16 protein-coding genes, 2 tRNA genes and 1 pseudogene are annotated in these 17,195 nt (G+C 67.4%); 12 read left to right on the top strand and 7 right to left on the bottom strand.

Annotated features, from left to right (window positions below; all coding sequences use genetic code 11):
• The first annotated feature begins 99 nt into the window (after positions 1-99).
• On the top strand, positions 100-663 hold the full coding sequence (locus tag MJQ72_RS35225; RefSeq protein ID WP_016331633.1) for a M48 family metallopeptidase: 564 nt from the start codon (positions 100-102) through the stop codon (positions 661-663).
• Positions 664-669: 6 nt separating this feature from the next.
• On the opposite strand, the gene MJQ72_RS35220 is transcribed toward MJQ72_RS35225, so the two are convergent.
• Entirely contained in the window at positions 670-2,019 is a 1,350-nt protein-coding gene (locus MJQ72_RS35220; RefSeq protein ID WP_240595385.1) for a zinc-dependent metalloprotease, read from the bottom strand.
• Between the two features lie 203 nt (positions 2,020-2,222).
• On the opposite strand from MJQ72_RS35220, the gene MJQ72_RS35215 reads away from it, so the two are divergent.
• Positions 2,223-3,227, top strand: coding sequence for a PDZ domain-containing protein (locus tag MJQ72_RS35215; RefSeq protein ID WP_396427021.1), 1,005 nt, complete (start codon positions 2,223-2,225; stop codon positions 3,225-3,227).
• A 132-nt stretch (positions 3,228-3,359) separates the two neighbouring features.
• Here MJQ72_RS35215 and MJQ72_RS35210 read toward each other — a convergent pair whose 3' ends face one another.
• Complete coding sequence (locus tag MJQ72_RS35210) at positions 3,360-3,908, bottom strand: PPA1309 family protein (RefSeq protein ID WP_240595383.1); 549 nt, start codon at positions 3,906-3,908, stop codon at positions 3,360-3,362.
• Between the two features lie 174 nt (positions 3,909-4,082).
• Between MJQ72_RS35210 and MJQ72_RS35205 the strand changes: the two are divergent.
• Positions 4,083-7,079: pseudogene (locus MJQ72_RS35205) on the top strand (UPF0182 family protein).
• Positions 7,080-7,146: 67 nt separating this feature from the next.
• Positions 7,147-7,220, top strand: a tRNA-Met gene (locus MJQ72_RS35200).
• A 167-nt stretch (positions 7,221-7,387) separates the two neighbouring features.
• Here the strand turns inward: MJQ72_RS35200 and MJQ72_RS35195 are convergent.
• Positions 7,388-7,687, bottom strand: coding sequence for a hypothetical protein (locus MJQ72_RS35195; protein ID WP_240595382.1), 300 nt, complete (start codon positions 7,685-7,687; stop codon positions 7,388-7,390).
• Positions 7,688-7,690: 3 nt separating this feature from the next.
• Positions 7,691-8,884: an FAD-dependent monooxygenase gene (locus tag MJQ72_RS35190; RefSeq protein WP_240595381.1), complete on the bottom strand. Its 1,194-nt coding sequence runs from the start codon at positions 8,882-8,884 to the stop codon at positions 7,691-7,693.
• Positions 8,885-8,926: 42 nt separating this feature from the next.
• Between MJQ72_RS35190 and MJQ72_RS35185 the strand changes: the two genes are divergently transcribed.
• The 8 genes from MJQ72_RS35185 to MJQ72_RS35150 all read left to right on the top strand — a co-directional run bounded on the left by MJQ72_RS35185 (position 8,927) and on the right by MJQ72_RS35150 (position 14,824).
• Positions 8,927-9,520 (top strand): TetR/AcrR family transcriptional regulator C-terminal domain-containing protein, encoded by a 594-nt coding sequence (locus tag MJQ72_RS35185; protein WP_240601494.1) that lies wholly within the window; start codon positions 8,927-8,929, stop codon positions 9,518-9,520.
• Positions 9,521-9,603: 83 nt separating this feature from the next.
• Positions 9,604-9,677: transfer RNA gene (locus MJQ72_RS35180), tRNA-Met, on the top strand.
• 279 nt (positions 9,678-9,956) lie between these two features.
• Positions 9,957-10,457 (top strand): PadR family transcriptional regulator, encoded by a 501-nt coding sequence (locus MJQ72_RS35175; protein WP_039920095.1) that lies wholly within the window; start codon positions 9,957-9,959, stop codon positions 10,455-10,457.
• Positions 10,458-10,523: 66 nt separating this feature from the next.
• Positions 10,524-11,627: a peptide chain release factor 2 gene (gene prfB / locus MJQ72_RS35170; RefSeq protein WP_037345950.1), complete on the top strand. Its 1,104-nt coding sequence runs from the start codon at positions 10,524-10,526 to the stop codon at positions 11,625-11,627.
• A gap of 135 nt (positions 11,628-11,762) precedes the next feature.
• Positions 11,763-12,452, top strand: a complete 690-nt coding sequence (gene ftsE / locus MJQ72_RS35165) for a cell division ATP-binding protein FtsE (RefSeq protein ID WP_005168409.1) — start codon at positions 11,763-11,765, stop codon at positions 12,450-12,452.
• Between the two features lie 51 nt (positions 12,453-12,503).
• The gene (gene ftsX / locus MJQ72_RS35160) at positions 12,504-13,397 is read left to right on the top strand and encodes a permease-like cell division protein FtsX (RefSeq protein WP_240595380.1); all 894 of its coding nucleotides are present in this window, start codon (positions 12,504-12,506) and stop codon (positions 13,395-13,397) included.
• 51 nt (positions 13,398-13,448) lie between these two features.
• Positions 13,449-13,931: an SsrA-binding protein SmpB gene (smpB, locus tag MJQ72_RS35155; RefSeq protein WP_043847924.1), complete on the top strand. Its 483-nt coding sequence runs from the start codon at positions 13,449-13,451 to the stop codon at positions 13,929-13,931.
• Positions 13,928-14,824: an amidohydrolase family protein gene (locus tag MJQ72_RS35150; protein ID WP_240595379.1), complete on the top strand. Its 897-nt coding sequence runs from the start codon at positions 13,928-13,930 to the stop codon at positions 14,822-14,824. Before smpB ends, MJQ72_RS35150 begins: the two co-directional genes overlap by 4 nt.
• Here MJQ72_RS35150 and MJQ72_RS35145 read toward each other — a convergent pair.
• The 3 genes from MJQ72_RS35145 to MJQ72_RS35135 form a co-directional block, all read right to left on the bottom strand.
• The gene (locus tag MJQ72_RS35145; protein WP_240595378.1) at positions 14,814-16,139 is read right to left on the bottom strand and encodes an acyltransferase; all 1,326 of its coding nucleotides are present in this window, start codon (positions 16,137-16,139) and stop codon (positions 14,814-14,816) included. The genes MJQ72_RS35150 and MJQ72_RS35145 overlap by 11 nt on opposite strands.
• A 93-nt stretch (positions 16,140-16,232) precedes the next feature.
• The gene (locus MJQ72_RS35140; protein WP_240595377.1) at positions 16,233-16,466 is read right to left on the bottom strand and encodes a hypothetical protein; all 234 of its coding nucleotides are present in this window, start codon (positions 16,464-16,466) and stop codon (positions 16,233-16,235) included.
• Positions 16,467-16,547: 81 nt separating this feature from the next.
• Positions 16,548-17,189, bottom strand: coding sequence for a response regulator transcription factor (locus MJQ72_RS35135; protein ID WP_240595376.1), 642 nt, complete (start codon positions 17,187-17,189; stop codon positions 16,548-16,550).
• Positions 17,190-17,195: the final 6 nt, after the last annotated feature.

Below are 17,195 nucleotides of genomic sequence, written 5' to 3'. Positions count from 1 at the left end.
GCCGCGTTGTGGACAACTGGAGGCTGTGACCTTTCGGCGCTCGGAGTTGTCGGTGACTGGCCTTACCGTGGTCGAGTGGTCGAAGCACGGACGCCCTCATTGAGGGGTCGGGACACGACGAATCCGTCGGACACTCCCGAACACAAGGTCGAGGTACGGCGTAGCCAACGCCGTCACCGGACCGTCACCGCGTACTGGGACGAGGACACCCTCGTCGTGCTGATCCCTGCCCGGATGACCCGGGCCGAGGAGAAGCACTGGGTTGCCGAGATGCAGCGCAAGCTGCTGCGCAAGGGCCCGCGGCAGGCCGCGCCGCCGAAGGCCTCCGACGAGGCGCTGCTGGCGCGCTGCGCCGTGCTCTCGGCGAAGTATCTGGACGGAAAGGCGATACCCGCGAGCGTTCGCTGGGTACCGCCGATGAGGACGAGGTGGGCGTCCTGCACGCCGGTCGACGCGACGATCAGGGTCAGTGATCGTCTGCGCCGGGTGCCGGGATGGGTGCTGGACTACGTCCTCGTGCACGAACTCGCGCATTTGAAGGAACCAGGGCACAACGCGGCGTTCTGGGAGCTCGTTCGCCGTTATCCCAAGACCGAGCGCGCCATCGGCTACCTGGAGGGTTTGTCCTCCGCCGCCGGTTGGGGCATCGCGGCGGAGGACTGACGTGCCTCAGCTCTCGTCTTCGTCGCCCTTGGGCTTGTTCTTCTCGCGCTCGGTGCGTTCGATCTCGGCGATCGGGTCGATGCCTTCGAGCGTCGACTCGCCATCGCCGAGGCGCTCGGAGAAGTCGAGCGGTTCGTCGAGGTCCTCGGCGGTCGGCATCAGGTCGGGGTGGGACCAGAGGCCGTCCCGCTTCTCGATGCCGTGCTGGTCGCCGACGAGCTTCCACAACGAGGAGGCCGCCCGCATCCGCCTCGGCCGGAGCTCAAGCCCGACCAGGGTGGCGAAGGTCTGCTCGGCCGGGCCACCGGTGGCCCGGCGGCGGCGCAGCGTCTCCCGGAGCGCGTCCGCGCCCGGAAGCCGGTCGCCGATGGCCTCGGCGACCACGACGTCGACCCAGCCTTCGACCAGCGCGAGCAGGGTCTCCAGACGGTTCAGCGCCGCCTTCTGCTCGGGCGAGGTCTGCGGTTCGAGCAGGCCGGAGGACATGGCCTCTTCGATGCTGGCCGGGTTCGACGGGTCGATCCGGCCCGCGAGCTGTTCCAGCGCCGAAGTGTCGACGGAGATGCCGTTCGCGAACTCCTCGACCGTGGCCAGCAGTCGCTGCCGCAGCCAAGGCACGTGGGCGAACAGCCGCTGGTGGGCGGCCTCTCGTGCGGCGATGAAGACCAGCACCTCGCTGGTCGGCAGCTCCAGGCCCTCGGTGAACTTCTCGATGTTCGCCGGCAGCAGCGCGGAGGTGGCCGCGGGGCCCAGCGGAAGGCCGACCTCGGTGGAGGTGAGCACTTCGGAAGCCAACTGAGCCAAGGCGTTGCCGAGCTGGGAGCCGAAGGCCATCCCGCCCATCTGCCCCATCATCGAGAGCAGTGGACCGGCGGCCTGCTTGGCCTCCTCGGGCAGGGCCTGGACCCACGCGCCCGAAACCTGCTGGGCGACGGGGTCGCAGAGGCGCTGCCAGGTCGGCAGGGTCTTCTCGACCCAGGTGCGCGCGGACCATGCGACGGTCGAGGTGGCTCCGGCGGGCAGGATCGTCGCGGCGTCGAGCCACAGCTCGGCCAGGTGGGCGGCGTCACGGACGGCCGTGCTCGAGTCGCCGCCGCTGGATGACGAAAAGCCGAGCTTGACGTCTCCGCTCTCGCTGCCGCTGAGATTCTGCAACGCGATCTGTTTCGCCAGGTCGTAGTTGACCGGCCCGGTCGAGCTGCCGGCCTGGCTGAGCATCTGGCCCAGCTGGCTGAGCATCTGACCGAGCTGATTGAAGGCCTCGGCGCCGGAGGGCTGGCCGCCGGAGTCCGACGGCTCGTTCTCGCCTCGTTTGTCGGGATCGGGCGGTCCGAAGCCGAACGGGGGTTTGCTCATGGCACCACCGTACGCGGGTCCCGGGATTCACAGCTCGTCAAGTGGAGTGATGAGCGTGGCCTTCACCGAGAAGCGAACACAGTCACCGTACGCTGTCACGCGTGACAGAGCCCTCGGAGGAGACCACAGGAGCGCGGAGCCGTTCGGGTTCGGCGGGTGACCAGGACCGCTCCGAACGGCGGCTGACCCGGCGCGGCTGGACGCTGCTGGTCAGCGGCGGGTTGTTCGTCGTCTTCGCCCTGGTCGGGTTCTTCATCCCGGTGCCGTATGTGGCGATCAGCCCCGGCCCGACCTACGACACCCTCGGCAAGGACGCCGCCGGGCAGTCCGTGATCCAGGTCAACGGGCACGAGATCTTCCAGACCTCCGGCGAGCTGCGGATGACGACGGTCTCCCTGCGCGATGGCGGCATCACACTGTTCAACGCGCTCGGACTCTGGGCGAGCGGCCGGTACGCCCTGGCGCCGCGCGAGGAGTATTTCAAGCCGGGTGAGACCAACGAGCAGGTCCGCCAGGAGAACATCCAGCAGCTGCAGGACTCGCAGACCGCAGCTCAGGTCGCCGCGCTGCGCCGCAAGTTCCCGGTGAAGGTGCTCGCGAAAACGATCGTCTCCGGCAGCCCCGCGGACAAGGTGCTCGCCCCGGGGGACCGGCTTCTGGTGGTCAACGGGTCGACGGTCAAGGAAGCGACCGACGTGCGGGCCGCCCTGAACGGGACGAAGCCCGGGCAGACCGTCCAGATCACCTTCAAGTCCGACGGGCAGGCCGAACGCACCGTGCCGCTCACGCTCGCGCAGCGGCCCGACGGGCCGGAAGGCTTCATGGGCCTGACCGCGGTGGACCGCGCCGACGTTCCCTTCGACGTGAAGATCTCGCTGCAGGACGTCGGCGGTCCGTCGGCGGGACTGATGTTCGCGCTCGCGATCGTCGACAAGATGGAGCCCGGCGACCTCGCCGGTGGCAGGCACATCGCCGGAACGGGCGAGATCTCGGAGAAGGGCGTCGTCGGAGCGATCGGCGGCATCTCGTTCAAGGTGGTCGGCGCCCGCGAGGCAGGCGCCACCGACTTCCTGGTGCCCGCGCACAACTGCGCCGAGGCGAAGACCGCCGCGCCCGAAGGCCTGAACCTGATCAAGGTTTCCACGCTGGACGAGGCGATCGCGCAGCTCGAGAACCTCAAGGCGGGACGGCCCACCGCCTCCTGCTGACCGCCGGGGGAGCAAGGGACCTTTGCTACCACCCCGCGGATCTGACTGACGAGAGCAAGGGACCTTTGCTATCGCCCGGCGGTGCGTCTTGGGCCGGGTAGTAGCAAAGGTCCCTTGCTCTCTTTTCGCTGGTCAGGGGAGCAGGGTCGCCTTCAGGGCTTCCAGCAGGTTGGGGGCCAGCTCCGGGTTCTCGATGATCTCGTCGACAGGGACGTCGCCGGGTTCTTCAGCCTTCCCGGCGCCGCGAAGCCGCATGACGCATGCTCCGGCGCCATCCCGCAGGACGGCCGCGACGAGCCGGGCTTCGGTCCGGCGCGGGTGGTCGGCCGCCGCTTGGCGCAGGCGTTCGGCATCGGTCTCGGGCACGACGGGAAGCTCGGCTTCGGCGTCCGGCGGCAGCACGATGATCTCCTGCGCGAGCGCGCAGCCCAGGACCAGATCGGGCCAGGCGATCTGCGCCAGCGCTTCTCCCAGGTCACCCTCCGGCAGCGACTCCTGCGCGACCGGCGTCAGCGGGGCCGACGGATCGAGCTGTCCGGCCAGTTCGGGCTGCTCGTCCAGCAGCGCTGCGGTCGGGACCAGCGCGAACAGCTGCGGCGGCTGGTCCCATCCTCCGGAGGCGACGAACTCCTCGACTTCGCGGGCCAGGCCGGCCACGCCCTGCTGCTCACTCGGTGCCATTGGCACATCGTTCCAGGCGGCCGGGAGAGCGGCGTCCCGAGTCCGGTTTGGGCGGGTTCCGGGAACTTCCGACGGCATCCGTAGAGTTAGAGCATCAGGGGCCGCACGCGGTACGCGCGCCCCTGCGAAAAGTTCACCAAACCAGGAGCGTGTGCAGTGGCCACTCGGCCCCCCGTGAGCCTGCCGAAGCTGTCCCGGCGCAGCCGGATCCTGCTCATCATCGCCGCCGTAGTCATCCTGGCCCTGCTGCTGGGCGCGAGACTGCTGGACACCTATGTCGACTGGTTGTGGTTCGGCGAGGTCGGCGCCCGGACGGTCTTCAGCACGGTGTTGATCACCCGTGTCGTCTTGTTCTTCGCCGTCGGGCTCCTGGTGGGTGGATCGCTCGCGATCAGTTTGATGATCGCGTACCGGTCGAGGCCCGTCTTCGTGCCGATCTCCGGCAACGACGATCCGCTCGCGCGCTATCGGTCGGCGATCGTCGGCCGGATCCGCCTTTTCGGCATCGGCATCCCGGTGCTCACCGGGCTCATCGCCGGCGCGTCCGCGCAGAGCGACTGGCAGGTCGTGCAGCTGTTCCTGAACGGCACGCGATTCGGGCAGACCGATCCCGAGTTCGGCAACGACGTCGGCTTCTACGCCTTCGACCTGCCGTTCTACAACTGGCTCCTGGGCTGGCTGTTCATCTCCGTCGTCATCGCGTTCTTCGGCGCGCTGATCGCGCACTACATCTTCGGCGGCATCCGGCTCGCGGGTAAGGGCGGCCAGCTCGCCGGCCCGACCCGTGCCCAGCTCGCCATCACCATCGGCATCTTCGTGCTGCTGAAGGCGGTCGAGTACTTCTTCGATCGCTACAACCTGCTGCTCTCCGACAGGGGGCGCCGCTCTTCATCGGTGCGACCTACACCGACCTGAACGCGGTCCTGCCCGCGAAGCTGATCCTTCTGTGCATCTCGGTGATCTGTGCCGTCGCGTTCTTCGCCGGCGCGTTCCTGCGCAACCTGCAGCTGCCCGCGATCGCGCTGGTGCTGCTGATCCTGTCGAACGTGCTCGTCGGCGTCGCGTGGCCCGCCGTGCTCGACCAGTTCTCGGTGCGTCCCAACGCGAACGAGAAGGAATCCGCGTCCATCCAGCGCAACATGGACGCGACCCGTCAGGCGTTCGGCCTGACCAACGTCGAGTACAAGGACTACACCGGGAAGTCCGAGGCGACCTCCGCGGAGATCAAGGCGGACAAGGGGACGGTCCCGAACATCCGGCTCCTCGACCCGAACATCCTCAGCGACACCTTCACCCAGCGCGTCGGCCGTGAGAACTTCTACGGCTTCCCGTCGAAGCTGGACATCGACCGCTACACCCTGAACGGGGTCACGCAGGACTACATCGTCGCGGCCAAGGAGATCAAGACCGAAGGTCTCACCGGCAACCAGACGAACTGGATCAACAAGCACCTCGTGTACACGCACGGAAACGGCTTCGTCGCCGCTCCGGCCAACACGATCGACCGTGCTCTGAAGGACGCCAACTCCGACGGCGGTTACCCGATCGCCACCACCAGCGACACCCAGAACCCGGCCGGCGCCGGCTCGACCGACCCGAGCAAGCCGGGTATCAAGGTGGACGAACCCCGCATCTACTACGGCGAGCTGGCGACCGACGCCGCGTACGCGATCGTCGGCGGCAAGGCCGGGCAGGCGCCCGGCGAGTACGACACCGCCGTCGACCGCGGCTACATCTACAAGGGCTCCGGCGGCGTGCCGATCGACAACTGGTTCAACCGGCTCGTCTTCGCCGCCGAGTACGGCGAGCGGAACATCCTCTTCTCCGACGCCATCGGCGACGGATCCAAGATCATGTTCAACCGCGAACCGCGGGATCGCGTCGCCAAGGTCGCCCCGTGGCTGACCCTCGACGGTGACCCGTATCCGGCGGTCGTCAACGGCAAGATCATCTGGATCGTCGACGGCTACACCACGATGAACAACTTCCCGTACGCCCAGCAGACCCAGCTCGGCCAGGCGACCAACGACTCGCTCAGCGGCACCACCCGCCAGGCGAACTCCTCGCTCAACTACATCCGCAACTCGGTCAAGGCCACCGTCGACGCGTTCGACGGCACCGTGACCCTGTACGGGGTCGAGGACAACGAGCCGGTGCTCAATGCCTGGAAGAACGTCTTCCCGGGACTGGTCAAGCCGAGCAGTGAGATCTCGCCGGACCTGCGGTCGCACTTCCGCTACCCCGAAGATCTCTTCAAGGTGCAGCGGGAACTCCTGTCGAAGTACCACGTGAACAACCCGGCGGAGTTCTACGCGCAGCAGGCCTTCTGGAGCGTTCCGCAGGACCCGACGCAGGAAGGCGGCGTGAACGCGTCCGCCTCCGGTGTCGCGAACCAGCCCGGCTACTACGTCCTGGCCACCGCGCCGGGAGACACCAAGTCGCGGTTCCAGCTCACCAGTTCACTGACCGGTCTCCAACGGCAATACCTGGCGGCCTGGATGTCGGTGTCCTCGGATCCCGAGGACTACGGGAAGATGCGTGTCCTGAGACTGCCGACAGGCGCCAGCGGCTCCACCCAGGTGGACGGTCCCGTCCAGGTCCAGAACAGATTCCAAAGTGACCCACGGGTCGCGCAGGACCGGACCCTGTTCAACAACCCGAACGTCACGGTCACGTACGGAAACCTGATCACCCTGCCGGTCGCCAACGGCTTCCTCTACGTGGAACCGGTCTACATCCGGCAGCGGAACCAGCTGAGCTATCCGCAGCTGGCCCGGGTCCTGGTCTCTTACGGCACCAAGATCGGTTTCGCGCCGACGCTCAACGAGGCCCTGGATCAGGTCTTCGGACCCGGCACGGGTTCCGGGGTCACCCCGCCGCAGACCGGCGGCACGCCGGGGACGACCCCGCCGCCCCGGGCACCACGACGCCGCAGCCGCCTGCCAGCGGTAACCCGGCGCTCGACAAGGCCGCAGGCGACATGCACGACGCCTGGGTCAAGTTCCGCGCCGCCCAGCAGTCCGGCAACTACGCCGACCAGGGTGCCGCCCTGGCCGCCTCGAAGCCGCTTCGAAGGCCTACGAGGCGGCGAAGGCCAACCCGCCGGCCAACCCACCAGCGAACCCGCCGGCGTCCGGTGCGCCGCCGGCCTCCGGCCAGCCTGGAGGGTGACGTCGCTTACCTAAAGGGCACCTGCTTTGCGCCTGCTCGAAACGCAGGCGTAAGGTAGGTGTCACGACGCGGGGTGGAGCAGCTCGGTAGCTCGCTGGGCTCATAACCCAGAGGTCGCAGGTTCAAATCCTGTCCCCGCTACAGAGGTTGGAGGCCCGTGTCTGCGGAAAGCGCAGACACGGGCCTCCTTCGCATTTGTTCCGGGGGTCAAACCCCGGACCCCCGCCAGGAGGGGCTCCGCCCCCTGGACCCCCGAGGTGAGTCGGTCGCTTAGGTGCCCTGGGTGCCGGGGGAGCGGGGGACCTTTGCTACCACGTGGGGGCGGTCCAGCAGGCATAGCCGTCGGGCCGGTACAGGACGGCTTCGGTGGCGGGCCACGGCAGGGACGTGACCAGCTGGGTGGTCAGGCGTGGCGAGCGGGCGTGGGCCCGGGCGGCCTCGACGTGGGCCGGAGTGGTCGTCAGGAGCACGAAGCCCCCGTCGCGGAAGAGCGTGCTGGGGCGCAGCGGGCCGTCTTCGGTCGCGACGTCCTCGTCGGTCAGCCGCGAGCCGAGCGCGGGATGCGAAGTCCCGTAGGTCGGGTAGCGGATCCCGAGCCCGGAGACCATGCCCTATAGGTGCTTGTTCACCTCGGGCAGCTCGGCCAGATCGGCGAAAACGGCGCGAAGCGCGCGAGACTGGTGGGACCGCGGGGTCAGCCCCAGCTGAGCGGCGACGTTGTGCAGCACTTGAGCGCCGACGGGGTGCCGCTCGGCCTCGTAGGTGTCGAGCAGGTCGTCACCCGCCCAGCCGCGCACTGTCGCGGCGAGCTTCCAGCCCAGATTCATCGCGTCCTGCACGCCCAGGTTCAGCCCCTGGCCGCCTGCCGGGAAATGGATGTGCGCGGCATCGCCCGCCAGCAGCACCCGCCCGGCGCGATAGCGCTCCGCCTGCCGCGCCGCATCGGAGAACTGTGACGCCCACCGGATTTCCGTCGCCGTCGCGCCGTACGAGTCCAGCAGTGCCCGCCGGACTTCGTCGTGGGAGACGGCGGCCCGGAGGTCCGCAGGCCGCGAGGCCCTGTCGCCGTAAACGAAGCGGTAGAGGCCCGGTTCTCCCAACGGAATCAAACCCTTGAACGTGGTCGCACCGGCCGGCTCACCGGTGTTCCGCATCGTTCGCCACTGTTTTTGCGCGCCGTCAGGGATTTTGTCGAACAGGACGTCCGCGACCATGCCGAAACCCTCACCGTCCACTCCGGGAAAGTCCACGCCGAGTCCTTTGCGAACAACACTTCGAGAGCCGTCGCAGCCGACGAGGAACTTCGCGCGCAGCCGGTTCTCGCCAACATCTGTTCGGTACCGGACAGAGACGGAGTCCTTGTCCTGTACGAAATCGATTACTTCGGCGCCCCGGATGACCTTTGTTCCCTGTGTGGCAAGCCGTTCTTCCAGGTACTCCTCCACCTGTGCCTGCGGAATCCCCAGCTGGAAAGGGAAACGAGTGTCCCAGCCGTCGTAGCTGACCGGGATCATCGCGAAGTGTCCGTCGCGCACCGTCGCGAACGAACGTTCCGCGGTTCCGCCCAGAAGTCCGCGCAGCTCCAGGACTTCCGCCGTGCGTGGCTGCAGGTTCAGCGCCTTCGACAGCCCTGTGCGCTCGTGAAGCCGTTCCAGGACCACGACATCGACACCGGCGAGCGCGAGTTCGTGGGCCAGCATCAGCCCCGTCGGCCCCGCGCCCGCCACGACCACATCCGTCCCCAGGTTGTTCATACCACTCCTTAACAACGTTAAATTGACCGCCGCCCAGAGTGCCCTTAACATTGTTAAATTGTCAAGGCGCTTCTGCGGGAAAGAGGGATGAAAGTGGGTCTGACCAGGCAGGACATCGTCCGCGCCGGGCTTCGGCTGCTCAACGACGTCGGGCTCAACGGGCTGACGCTCCGCCTGATCGCCCAGGAACTCGACGTCAAGGCGCCCGCGCTGTACTGGCATGTGAAGAACAAGCAGGAGCTGCTCGACGAGATGGCGACGCGGATGTACGCGGACGCGATGCCGGGCCGGGTGCCGGAAGGTATGGGGGAACGGGAGTCCTTCGAGGTGGCGGCGCGGAGTTTGCGCCGGATGATGCTCGCTTACCGTGACGGGGCGAAGGTCTTCGCGGGGACTTTCCTGACCGACGACAGCCTGCTCGGTGACAATCCGCTGCAGGCCAGGGTCGACGCGGGGCTCGAACCGCACCTGGCCGGACGGGCGTTGTTCACCGTCTACAGCTTCGTCATCGGTTTCACCATCGAAGAGCAGGCCGTTTATCCGGTTCCGGGCGAACGGGATCCGCGTTACGACGCGACGCCCTCGCCGTGGGTCTTCGACGAGGACGTCGAAGGCAGGTTCGGCGACGGGCTGACCATGGTGCTCAACGGCGTCTTCGCTTGGCTGGATGACAAAGTCGCGCCATAAAGGCAGGTCAAAGGCCCTTTGTGAAGTTAAGGGCACCCCCGTGAAACCCGGTCTGGGCCCCGTGTAATCTATTAACACAACGACGCGGGGTGGAGCAGCTCGGTAGCTCGCTGGGCTCATAACCCAGAGGTCGCAGGTTCAAATCCTGTCCCCGCTACTGTGAAAACGAAGCGCGGATCTGCGGAAATCGCAGATCCGCGCTTCTTCGTTTTCCGGTTTCGTGGCCCGTGCGCCCTCCGGGGCGATCACTCCCTGTTGTTGGTCGGGGCGGGGGACGCGTACCGCTGTCCGTGGCGAAGGCCGGTTGCGTAGCGTGCTCGGTCCATTGTGGACAGGCGTAGTGCGTTGGGCCGAATGAGCGCATATCACTAGCCACAATGGACAGATGTGTTGACCACAGTGGACACAGGTTCCGAAAAGTGGGACCGTAGAGGACGTGTCCGAATTGAATGCAACAGCCGCCGCACTGCTCGGTCTTCTCCACGACGGTCCCGCCACGGGCGGACAACTGGTCGCGGGGGCGGGTGAGCGTTTCGGCGCCTTCTTCAGCGTGACTCGCAGCCAGGTGTACCGGGAGCTCCCCGCCTTGTCGAAGGAGGGCCTCGTCCGCCTCGGCAAGCAGGGGCCGCGGTCGAGCCAGCAGTACCTCATCACCGCGGCGGGCAAGAAGGCGTTCAAGACGTGGCTGTCCTCCGAAGCCGGTCCTGACCACCTCCGCAGCCCGCTGATCCTCCGTCTCGTGCACGCCGGTTCGTTGACGGTGAAGCAGCGCTCGACCCTGCTCGAATCGGCCCGCGCGAGCTACACGCAGCAGCTCGACGAGGCCAAGGCCGCCACCAAGGCCGCCGACGGCCCGTACGCCAAGGCGGTCGCCGAGTTCGCTCAGGCGCAGGCCAAAGCCGCACTGAAACTGCTGGATTCCATCCCTCAGTCCTGACCCGGACAGGTGCCCACGACCGGTTCCCCGCAACCGGTCGTGGGTTTTGCCGTAACCTTGGCCGACGTGAGTGATGAGTTCGATGCGGCACTGAAGGACCTGGCCGGCAAGCTGACGCAGATCGAGTCGGTGATGGACCTGGATGCGCTGCGTGCCCAGGTGGCCGAGCTGGAGGAACAGGCATCCAGCCCGAACCTCTGGGACGACCCCGAAGCGGCGCAGAAGGTCACCAGCCAGTTGTCCCACCGGCAGAGTGAGCTGCGACGCATTTCCGAGCTGCGGCAGCGGCTCGACGACCTGGGCGTCCTCTATGAACTGGCCGAGGCCGAGGGCGACTCCGCCAGCGTGGCCGAGTCCGAGTCCGAGCTCACGGCGCTCACCAAGGACATCGACGGGCTCGAGGTCCGCACCCTGCTGTCGGGTGAATACGACCCGCGGAACGCCGTGGTCACCATCCGGTCCGAAGCGGGCGGCGTGGACGCCGCCGACTGGGCCGAGATGCTGCTCCGGATGTACCTGCGGTGGGCGGAGCGCCACAACTACCCGACGGACGTCTACGACATCTCCTACGCCGAAGAAGCGGGCATCAAGTCCGCCACCTTCAAGGTGAGCGCCCCGTACGTCTACGGCACGCTCTCGGTCGAGCAGGGCACGCACCGGCTGGTGCGCATCTCGCCGTTCGACAACCAGAGCCGTCGCCAGACCTCCTTCGCGCACGTCGAGGTGATGCCCGAGGTCGAGGAGGTCGACCACGTCGACATCCCCGAGAAGGACATCCGCGTCGACGTGTACCGCTCGTCCGGGCCCGGTGGGCAGAGCGTGAACACGACGGACTCGGCGGTGCGGATCACGCATATCCCGACCGGCGTGGTCGTGTCGTGCCAGAACGAGAAGTCGCAGCTGCAGAACAAGGCGGCCGCGATGAAGGTCCTCCAGGCGCGGCTGCTGCAGCGGAAGAAGGAGGAGGAGCGCGCCGAGATGGACGCGCTCAAGGACGGCGGCTCCAGCTGGGGCAACCAGATGCGCTCCTACGTGCTGCACCCGTACCAGATGGTCAAGGACCTGCGGACCGAGTTCGAGGTCGGCAACCCGTCGTCCGTGCTCGACGGTGAGATCGACGGCTTCCTGGAGGCCGGCATCCGCTGGCGCAAGCAGTCCGGAGCCGCGTAACAACCCTGCGTGAGAGAGCAAGGGACCTTTGCTACCACTTTCCGAAAGAGAGTGACAGCAAAGGTCCCTTGCTCGCTTGGCCGCCGGTACCGGGCTACCCGGGCTTAACGACGGGCATGGGTAGTATGCCGAACCGTGATCCGGCTCGAAGAGGTTTCCAAGGTCTACAAGACCTCGACCCGTCCCGCGCTTGAGCGGGTGTCGGTCGAGATCGACAAAGGCGAGTTCGTCTTCCTGATCGGTCCCTCGGGATCCGGGAAGTCGACCTTCCTGCGTCTCCTGCTGCGCGAAGAGGTGCCGAGCAAGGGTCGCGTCATGGTCTCCAACTTCGACGTCGCCAAGCTCGCCCGTCGCCGGGTGCCGCGGCTGCGGCAGACCATCGGCTGCGTGTTCCAGGACTTCCGTCTGCTGTCGAACAAGACCGTCGCCGAGAACGTCGCCTTCGCGCTCGAAGTCATCGGCAAGCCGCGCCCCACGATCCGCAAGGTCGTGCCCGAGGTGCTCGAACTCGTGGGCCTCGACGGCAAGGCCGACCGTCTCCCCAACGAACTCTCCGGTGGTGAGCAGCAGCGCGTCGCCATCGCCCGCGCGTTCGTGAACCGCCCGCTCGTGCTGCTCGCCGACGAGCCGACCGGGAACCTGGACCCCGACACCAGCCAGGACATCATGTTGCTGCTGGAGCGGATCAACCGCACCGGCACGACGGTGCTGATGGCCACCCACGACCATTCGATCGTGGACTCGATGCGGCGAAGGGTCGTCGAGCTCCAGCTCGGCAAGGTCATCCGTGACGACGCCCGAGGCGTCTACGGCATCGGCCGCTGACCGGCCCCGCCCTCCTCCGTAACCCACGACTTCCAAGGGACATCAACCCCGATGCGCGCCAGTTTCGTCTTCAGCGAGGTAGTCACCGGCTTGCGCCGGAACGTCACGATGACCATCGCGATGATCCTCACCACCGCGGTCTCCCTCGCCATGCTCGGCTTCGGCCTGCTGGCCGTCGGCACGATCGACAAGATGAAGGCCAACTTCCTCGCCGACGTCGAGGTTTCGGTCTATCTGGTCAACGACATCAGCGCGGGTGACCCGAACTGCTCGCAGTCCGCCTGCCAGACGCTGCGCCAGCAGCTGCAGGGCAACGAGGGTGTCGAGTCGGTCGTCTTCGAGAACCGTGAGCAGTCCTACGAGCGGTTCAAGAAGATGTTCGAGAGCCAGCCGGAGCTGCTCGCGCTGACCGGGCCGGAGGCGCTGCCCGCGTCGCTGCACGTCAAGCTGAAGAACCCCGAGCGCAGCCAGGCGATCATCCAGGAGTACACCGGCAAGCCCGGCGTCTCCAAGGTCGACGACCAGCAGAAGGCGCTGGACCGCGTGTTCAACGCGCTCAACGGTGTGCGGAACCTGGCCTTCGGGGCCGCGCTGATCATGGCCATCGCCGCGCTGCTGCTGATCGCCAACACGATCCAGGTGTCGGCGTTCACCCGGCGCACCGAGGTCGGCATCATGCGGCTGGTCGGCGCGACGCGGTGGTACACGCAGCTGCCGTTCCTCCTGGAGGCGGTGGTCGCCGGCCTGGTCGGTGCGATCATCGGGATCGTCTTCCTCATCCTCACCAAGGTGTTGTTGCTCGACTTGGTGCTCACGGGTGACGTGTTCCCCGCGGTCGGCATGCTCGAATTGCTGTTCCCGGTGGCGCCGATCCTGCTCGCCGTTTCGATCGTCATTTCGGCGATCACCGGCTACGTGACGCTGCGTCTGTACGTGCGCCACTAGCCGCCCCGATAACCACCTGCCCGAACACGGAAACTCACGTAGAGTCGCGTCATGCCCAAGGAACGTGGACAAAAGGTGATCGTGTCGAACCGCAAGGCTCGCCACGATTACTCCATCCTCGATACCTACGAAGCCGGTCTGGTGCTCGTCGGTACCGAGGTGAAGAGCCTGCGTGAAGGACGGGCATCGCTGGCCGACGCGTTCGCCACGGTGGACGACGGCGAGGTCTGGCTCCGCAACGTGCACATCCCGGAGTACGTGCAGGGCACCTGGACGAACCACACGCCGCGGCGCACCCGGAAGCTGCTGCTGCACCGCCAGGAGATCGAGAAGCTCATCGGCAAGACCAAGGAGAGCGGTCTTTCGCTGGTCCCGCTGTCGATGTACTTCAAGGACGGCAAGGTCAAGGTCGAGATCGCGCTGGCGAAGGGCAAGAAGTCCTACGACAAGCGGCAGGACATCGCCAAGCGGGACGCGCAGCGCACCATCAGCCGGGCCATGGGCCGGGCGCTCAAGGGCCGGTACAACGATTGATCCACGGACCGGCTTCGGACGCCGACATCCCCGGCTGGATCTCGGCGCTCGGCATCGACGGGCTCGTGGACCTTCACCTGCACTTCCTGCCGAAGCGGGTCATGGACAAGGTGTGGGCCTATTTCGACCAGGCCGAGGAGCACTACGGCATGGCCTGGCCGGTGCATTACCGCACGCCGGAAGAAGAGCGCGTCGAAACCCTGCGCTCGCTCGGCGTGCGCAGGTTCGCGCCGCTGGTCTATCCGCACAAGCCGGGCATGGCCGAATGGCTGACCTCGTGGGCGCTGGAGTTCGCGGAGCGTGTCCCGGAGGCGGTGCCGACCGGCACCTTCTACCCGGAGCCCGGCGCGCTGTCCGTTGTGGACGGTGCGCTGCGTGCGGGCGCCCGCTGTTTCAAGGCGCACGTCCAGGTCGGCGCCTACGACCCGCGTGACGAGCTGCTCGACGGCGTCTGGGGTGCGCTGGCGGACGCGGGTGTCCCGGTGGTCGTCCACTGTGGACACGGACCGTTGAAGGGTGCCTACACCGGGCTACGGCTGTTCGAAGAGATCCTGGTGCGCCATCCGCGTCTGACGCTGGTGCTCGCGCACGCCGGGATGCCGGAGATCGACTTCGCCTTCGAGCTGGCCGGGAAGTATCCGCGCGTGTACCTCGACACCACGATGGTCGGGGTGGAGTTCACCTCGCACGGCAACCCGCTCCCGCCGGACTGGCAGGACCTGCTCGCCGAGTTCCCCGACCGCGTCGTGCTCGGCACCGACTTCCCCAACATCCCGTACTCGTACGCCACACAGCTGCAGGCGATCGCCGGCTGGGCAGCCGACGATCGCCTGGGTGAGCCGTTCCTGCGGGCGGTGCTGCACGACACCCCCGCGAAACTGCTCAGCGTTTGAGCTGTGCCACCTCGGTGACCGAGACGGCGCGGCCGAGCAGCCGCGTCCCCAGCTCCGAGACCTGGATCTGCTTGCCCGCCAGCAGGAAACCGCCCGTCGCCAGTGCCACCCACGGCGCCGGGCCCTGCGCGAGACCGTCGCTCAGCGGGGCGAAACCATGCGCGGCGAGGCCGAGCAAGCCGCCCGCGATCGCCAGCCCGGCCACCACGAGCTGAGGCGTGTGGGCGGTCGACGCGGGGCCGGAACCCTGCGCTTCGAAGCGGGCGAACATCCGCAGCAGACCGAGGAGCACGAGCCCGCAGGCGCCGAGCCACGCGGGGAGCATCGTCAGCCACAGCACGGAACCCGGCTCGGGGGTTTCGTAACCGAGGCCGTAGACGGCGACACCGGAGACGACGATCAGCGCCGGCATGTGCCACAGGTAGACGCTCATGAACCGCGGGCCGATCCACTTCAGGGCGGCGTCGAAGCTCGGGCGTGTGGCCAAGGCGTTCAGTTGCGGTTTGAAGGCCAGCAGGAGGCCGATCTGGCCGATCGCGAGGAAGGCCAGCAGCACGGTCGGCGGGCTCATGTTCGACACCGGGGCGCCCGGCATGCCGATCATGCTGGCCGGGTACGGGCCGAAGGCGACCATCAGCGCGGTGATGCCGAAACCGGCGCCCGCCATGCCCAGCGCGGCGTTGCGGCTCAGCGAACCGAGACGTCCTTGTGCGTAGTGGAAACCGAGCTGGTGCACGGCCATCCAGACGAAGACGGCGTTCGCGAAACCGATCAGGCCGAGGTCGTTGAAGCGGGCGACGTCGACGAGCACGGCGGCGGCGAGCATCACGAGCGGGACCTTCAGGCCCCAGCGGCGGTGTGCCGCGGCCAGCATCGGGGTGAGCAGCACGGTGAGCACGTACACGGCCAGGAACCACAGCAACTGGGCGGCGATCGCGCCACCGACCTGCAGCGGCTGCTCCGGAATGCCCATCCCGCGCAGGATGTCCGGGACGAACAGCCACACGGCCACCAGCGGCAGCACCGGGATCATCAGCCGCTTGAGGCGGGCCGCGAGCCAGGAACGTGAGCTTTCCGCGCGGCTCAGCGAAATCAGGTTCGCCGCGCCGCCCGCGAAGAAGACGAGAGGCATGACCTGGCTGAGCCAGGTGATGACCCACCAGCCGGGCGTCGCGAGGGCGTTCCCGGTCGAGAGATGGCCGTCGGCGTACGAGAGCACCGGCATTCCCCAGTGCTGGACGACGACCGCGAGGATCGCGACCGCTCGGACGATGTCCAGGAACCTGTCCCGGCCCTGTTTCCCGCTTGTGTGCATGGAAAAGAGCCTGGTGCTTCGGGGCCGCGAAAACAGCGGTGCGGGCCGCCGTATCGATCTTCCTGTTTTCGCCCTCCGAAGGTGGAGTTTTCCCTACCCCACGCCGTCGGTCTCGGGTTCCGGGAGCGGGGCGGGGCACAGCCGGAATTCCCAGCGGTCGTCCTCGGCGCGGCCGAGCTCGTACCGGGTTTCGATCTTGGGGCCGTCGTGCAGATGGACGTGTTTGAGGACGGTGCCGACGATCGGCTCCGTGTCACCGAGGTCCTGGACGCGGCCGTCGAGGGGCCCGCCGAAGAAGCGGACGCTGCGGGAGGTCCGGTCGGTCATGGGTCCTCCTCGGCTCGGCTCGTTCCCCACCAACAGTCTGCCCATGTTAGGTGAGTGACGGCTTCGCCACCAAGAGCTACTTCAGCGTCCTAAGTAAGTGAGGACCGCGCGGACCCGGCGGTGTTCCACCGAACTGGCTTCGAGGCCGAGCTTCGCGAAGATGTTGCCGATGTGCTTCTCGACCGCGCCGTGCGAGACGACGAGCGAGTTCGCGATCGCGGTGTTCGACAGGCCCTGCGCCATCAGGCCCAGCACCTCGGACTCGCGGGCGGTGAGCGCGTCGAGCGGGTTCTTGCGGCCGCGGGCCATCAGCTGTGCGATGACGTCCGGATCGATGGCCGTGCCGCCGCCGGCGACCCGCTTGACCGCGTCGAGGAAATCCCCGACGTCGGCGACGCGTTCCTTGAGCAGGTAACCGACTCCGCCCGCGCCGCCGGACAGCAGCTCGACGGCGTAGCTCTCTTCGACGTACTGGGAAAGCACGAGAACCGGGAGGCCCGGGACGGCCTCACGGGCGCCCAGCGCCGCGCGCAGGCCCTCGTCGGTGAAGGTGGGCGGCATGCGCACGTCGACGATCGCGAGGTCCGGCCGGTGCTCCTTGACCGCGCCCAGCAGGTCGTCGCCGTTGTCCACGGCGGCGACCGTCTCGATGTTCTCGTCGGCGAGCAGTCGGATCACCCCCGCGCGCAACAGAACCGCGTCTTCGGCGATGACAACCCGCATGCTGCC

The sequence above is a fragment of the Amycolatopsis sp. EV170708-02-1 genome (assembly GCF_022479115.1).
Classification (GTDB): Bacteria; Actinomycetota; Actinomycetes; order Mycobacteriales; family Pseudonocardiaceae; genus Amycolatopsis.
The sequence above is the reverse complement of the archived record's forward strand: the minus strand, read 5'-3'. Positions and strand labels throughout refer to the sequence as shown.

Excerpts from the sequence above, each read along its gene's own strand:
- MJQ72_RS35220 (WP_240595385.1), bottom strand. The coding sequence starts at position 2,019 with ATGAGCAAACCCCCGTTCGGCTTCGGACCGCCCGATCCCGACAAACGA.
- MJQ72_RS35210 (WP_240595383.1), bottom strand. The coding sequence starts at position 3,908 with ATGGCACCGAGTGAGCAGCAGGGCGTGGCCGGCCTGGCCCGCGAAGTC.
- MJQ72_RS35195 (WP_240595382.1), bottom strand. The coding sequence starts at position 7,687 with ATGGTCTCCGGGCTCGGGATCCGCTACCCGACCTACGGGACTTCGCAT.
- MJQ72_RS35190 (WP_240595381.1), bottom strand. The coding sequence starts at position 8,884 with ATGTTAAGGGCACTCTGGGCGGCGGTCAATTTAACGTTGTTAAGGAGT.
- ftsX (WP_240595380.1), top strand. The coding sequence starts at position 12,504 with ATGCGCGCCAGTTTCGTCTTCAGCGAGGTAGTCACCGGCTTGCGCCGG.
- smpB (WP_043847924.1), top strand. The coding sequence starts at position 13,449 with ATGCCCAAGGAACGTGGACAAAAGGTGATCGTGTCGAACCGCAAGGCT.
- MJQ72_RS35145 (WP_240595378.1), bottom strand. The coding sequence starts at position 16,139 with ATGCACACAAGCGGGAAACAGGGCCGGGACAGGTTCCTGGACATCGTC.
- MJQ72_RS35140 (WP_240595377.1), bottom strand. The coding sequence starts at position 16,466 with ATGACCGACCGGACCTCCCGCAGCGTCCGCTTCTTCGGCGGGCCCCTC.
- MJQ72_RS35135 (WP_240595376.1), bottom strand. The coding sequence starts at position 17,189 with ATGCGGGTTGTCATCGCCGAAGACGCGGTTCTGTTGCGCGCGGGGGTG.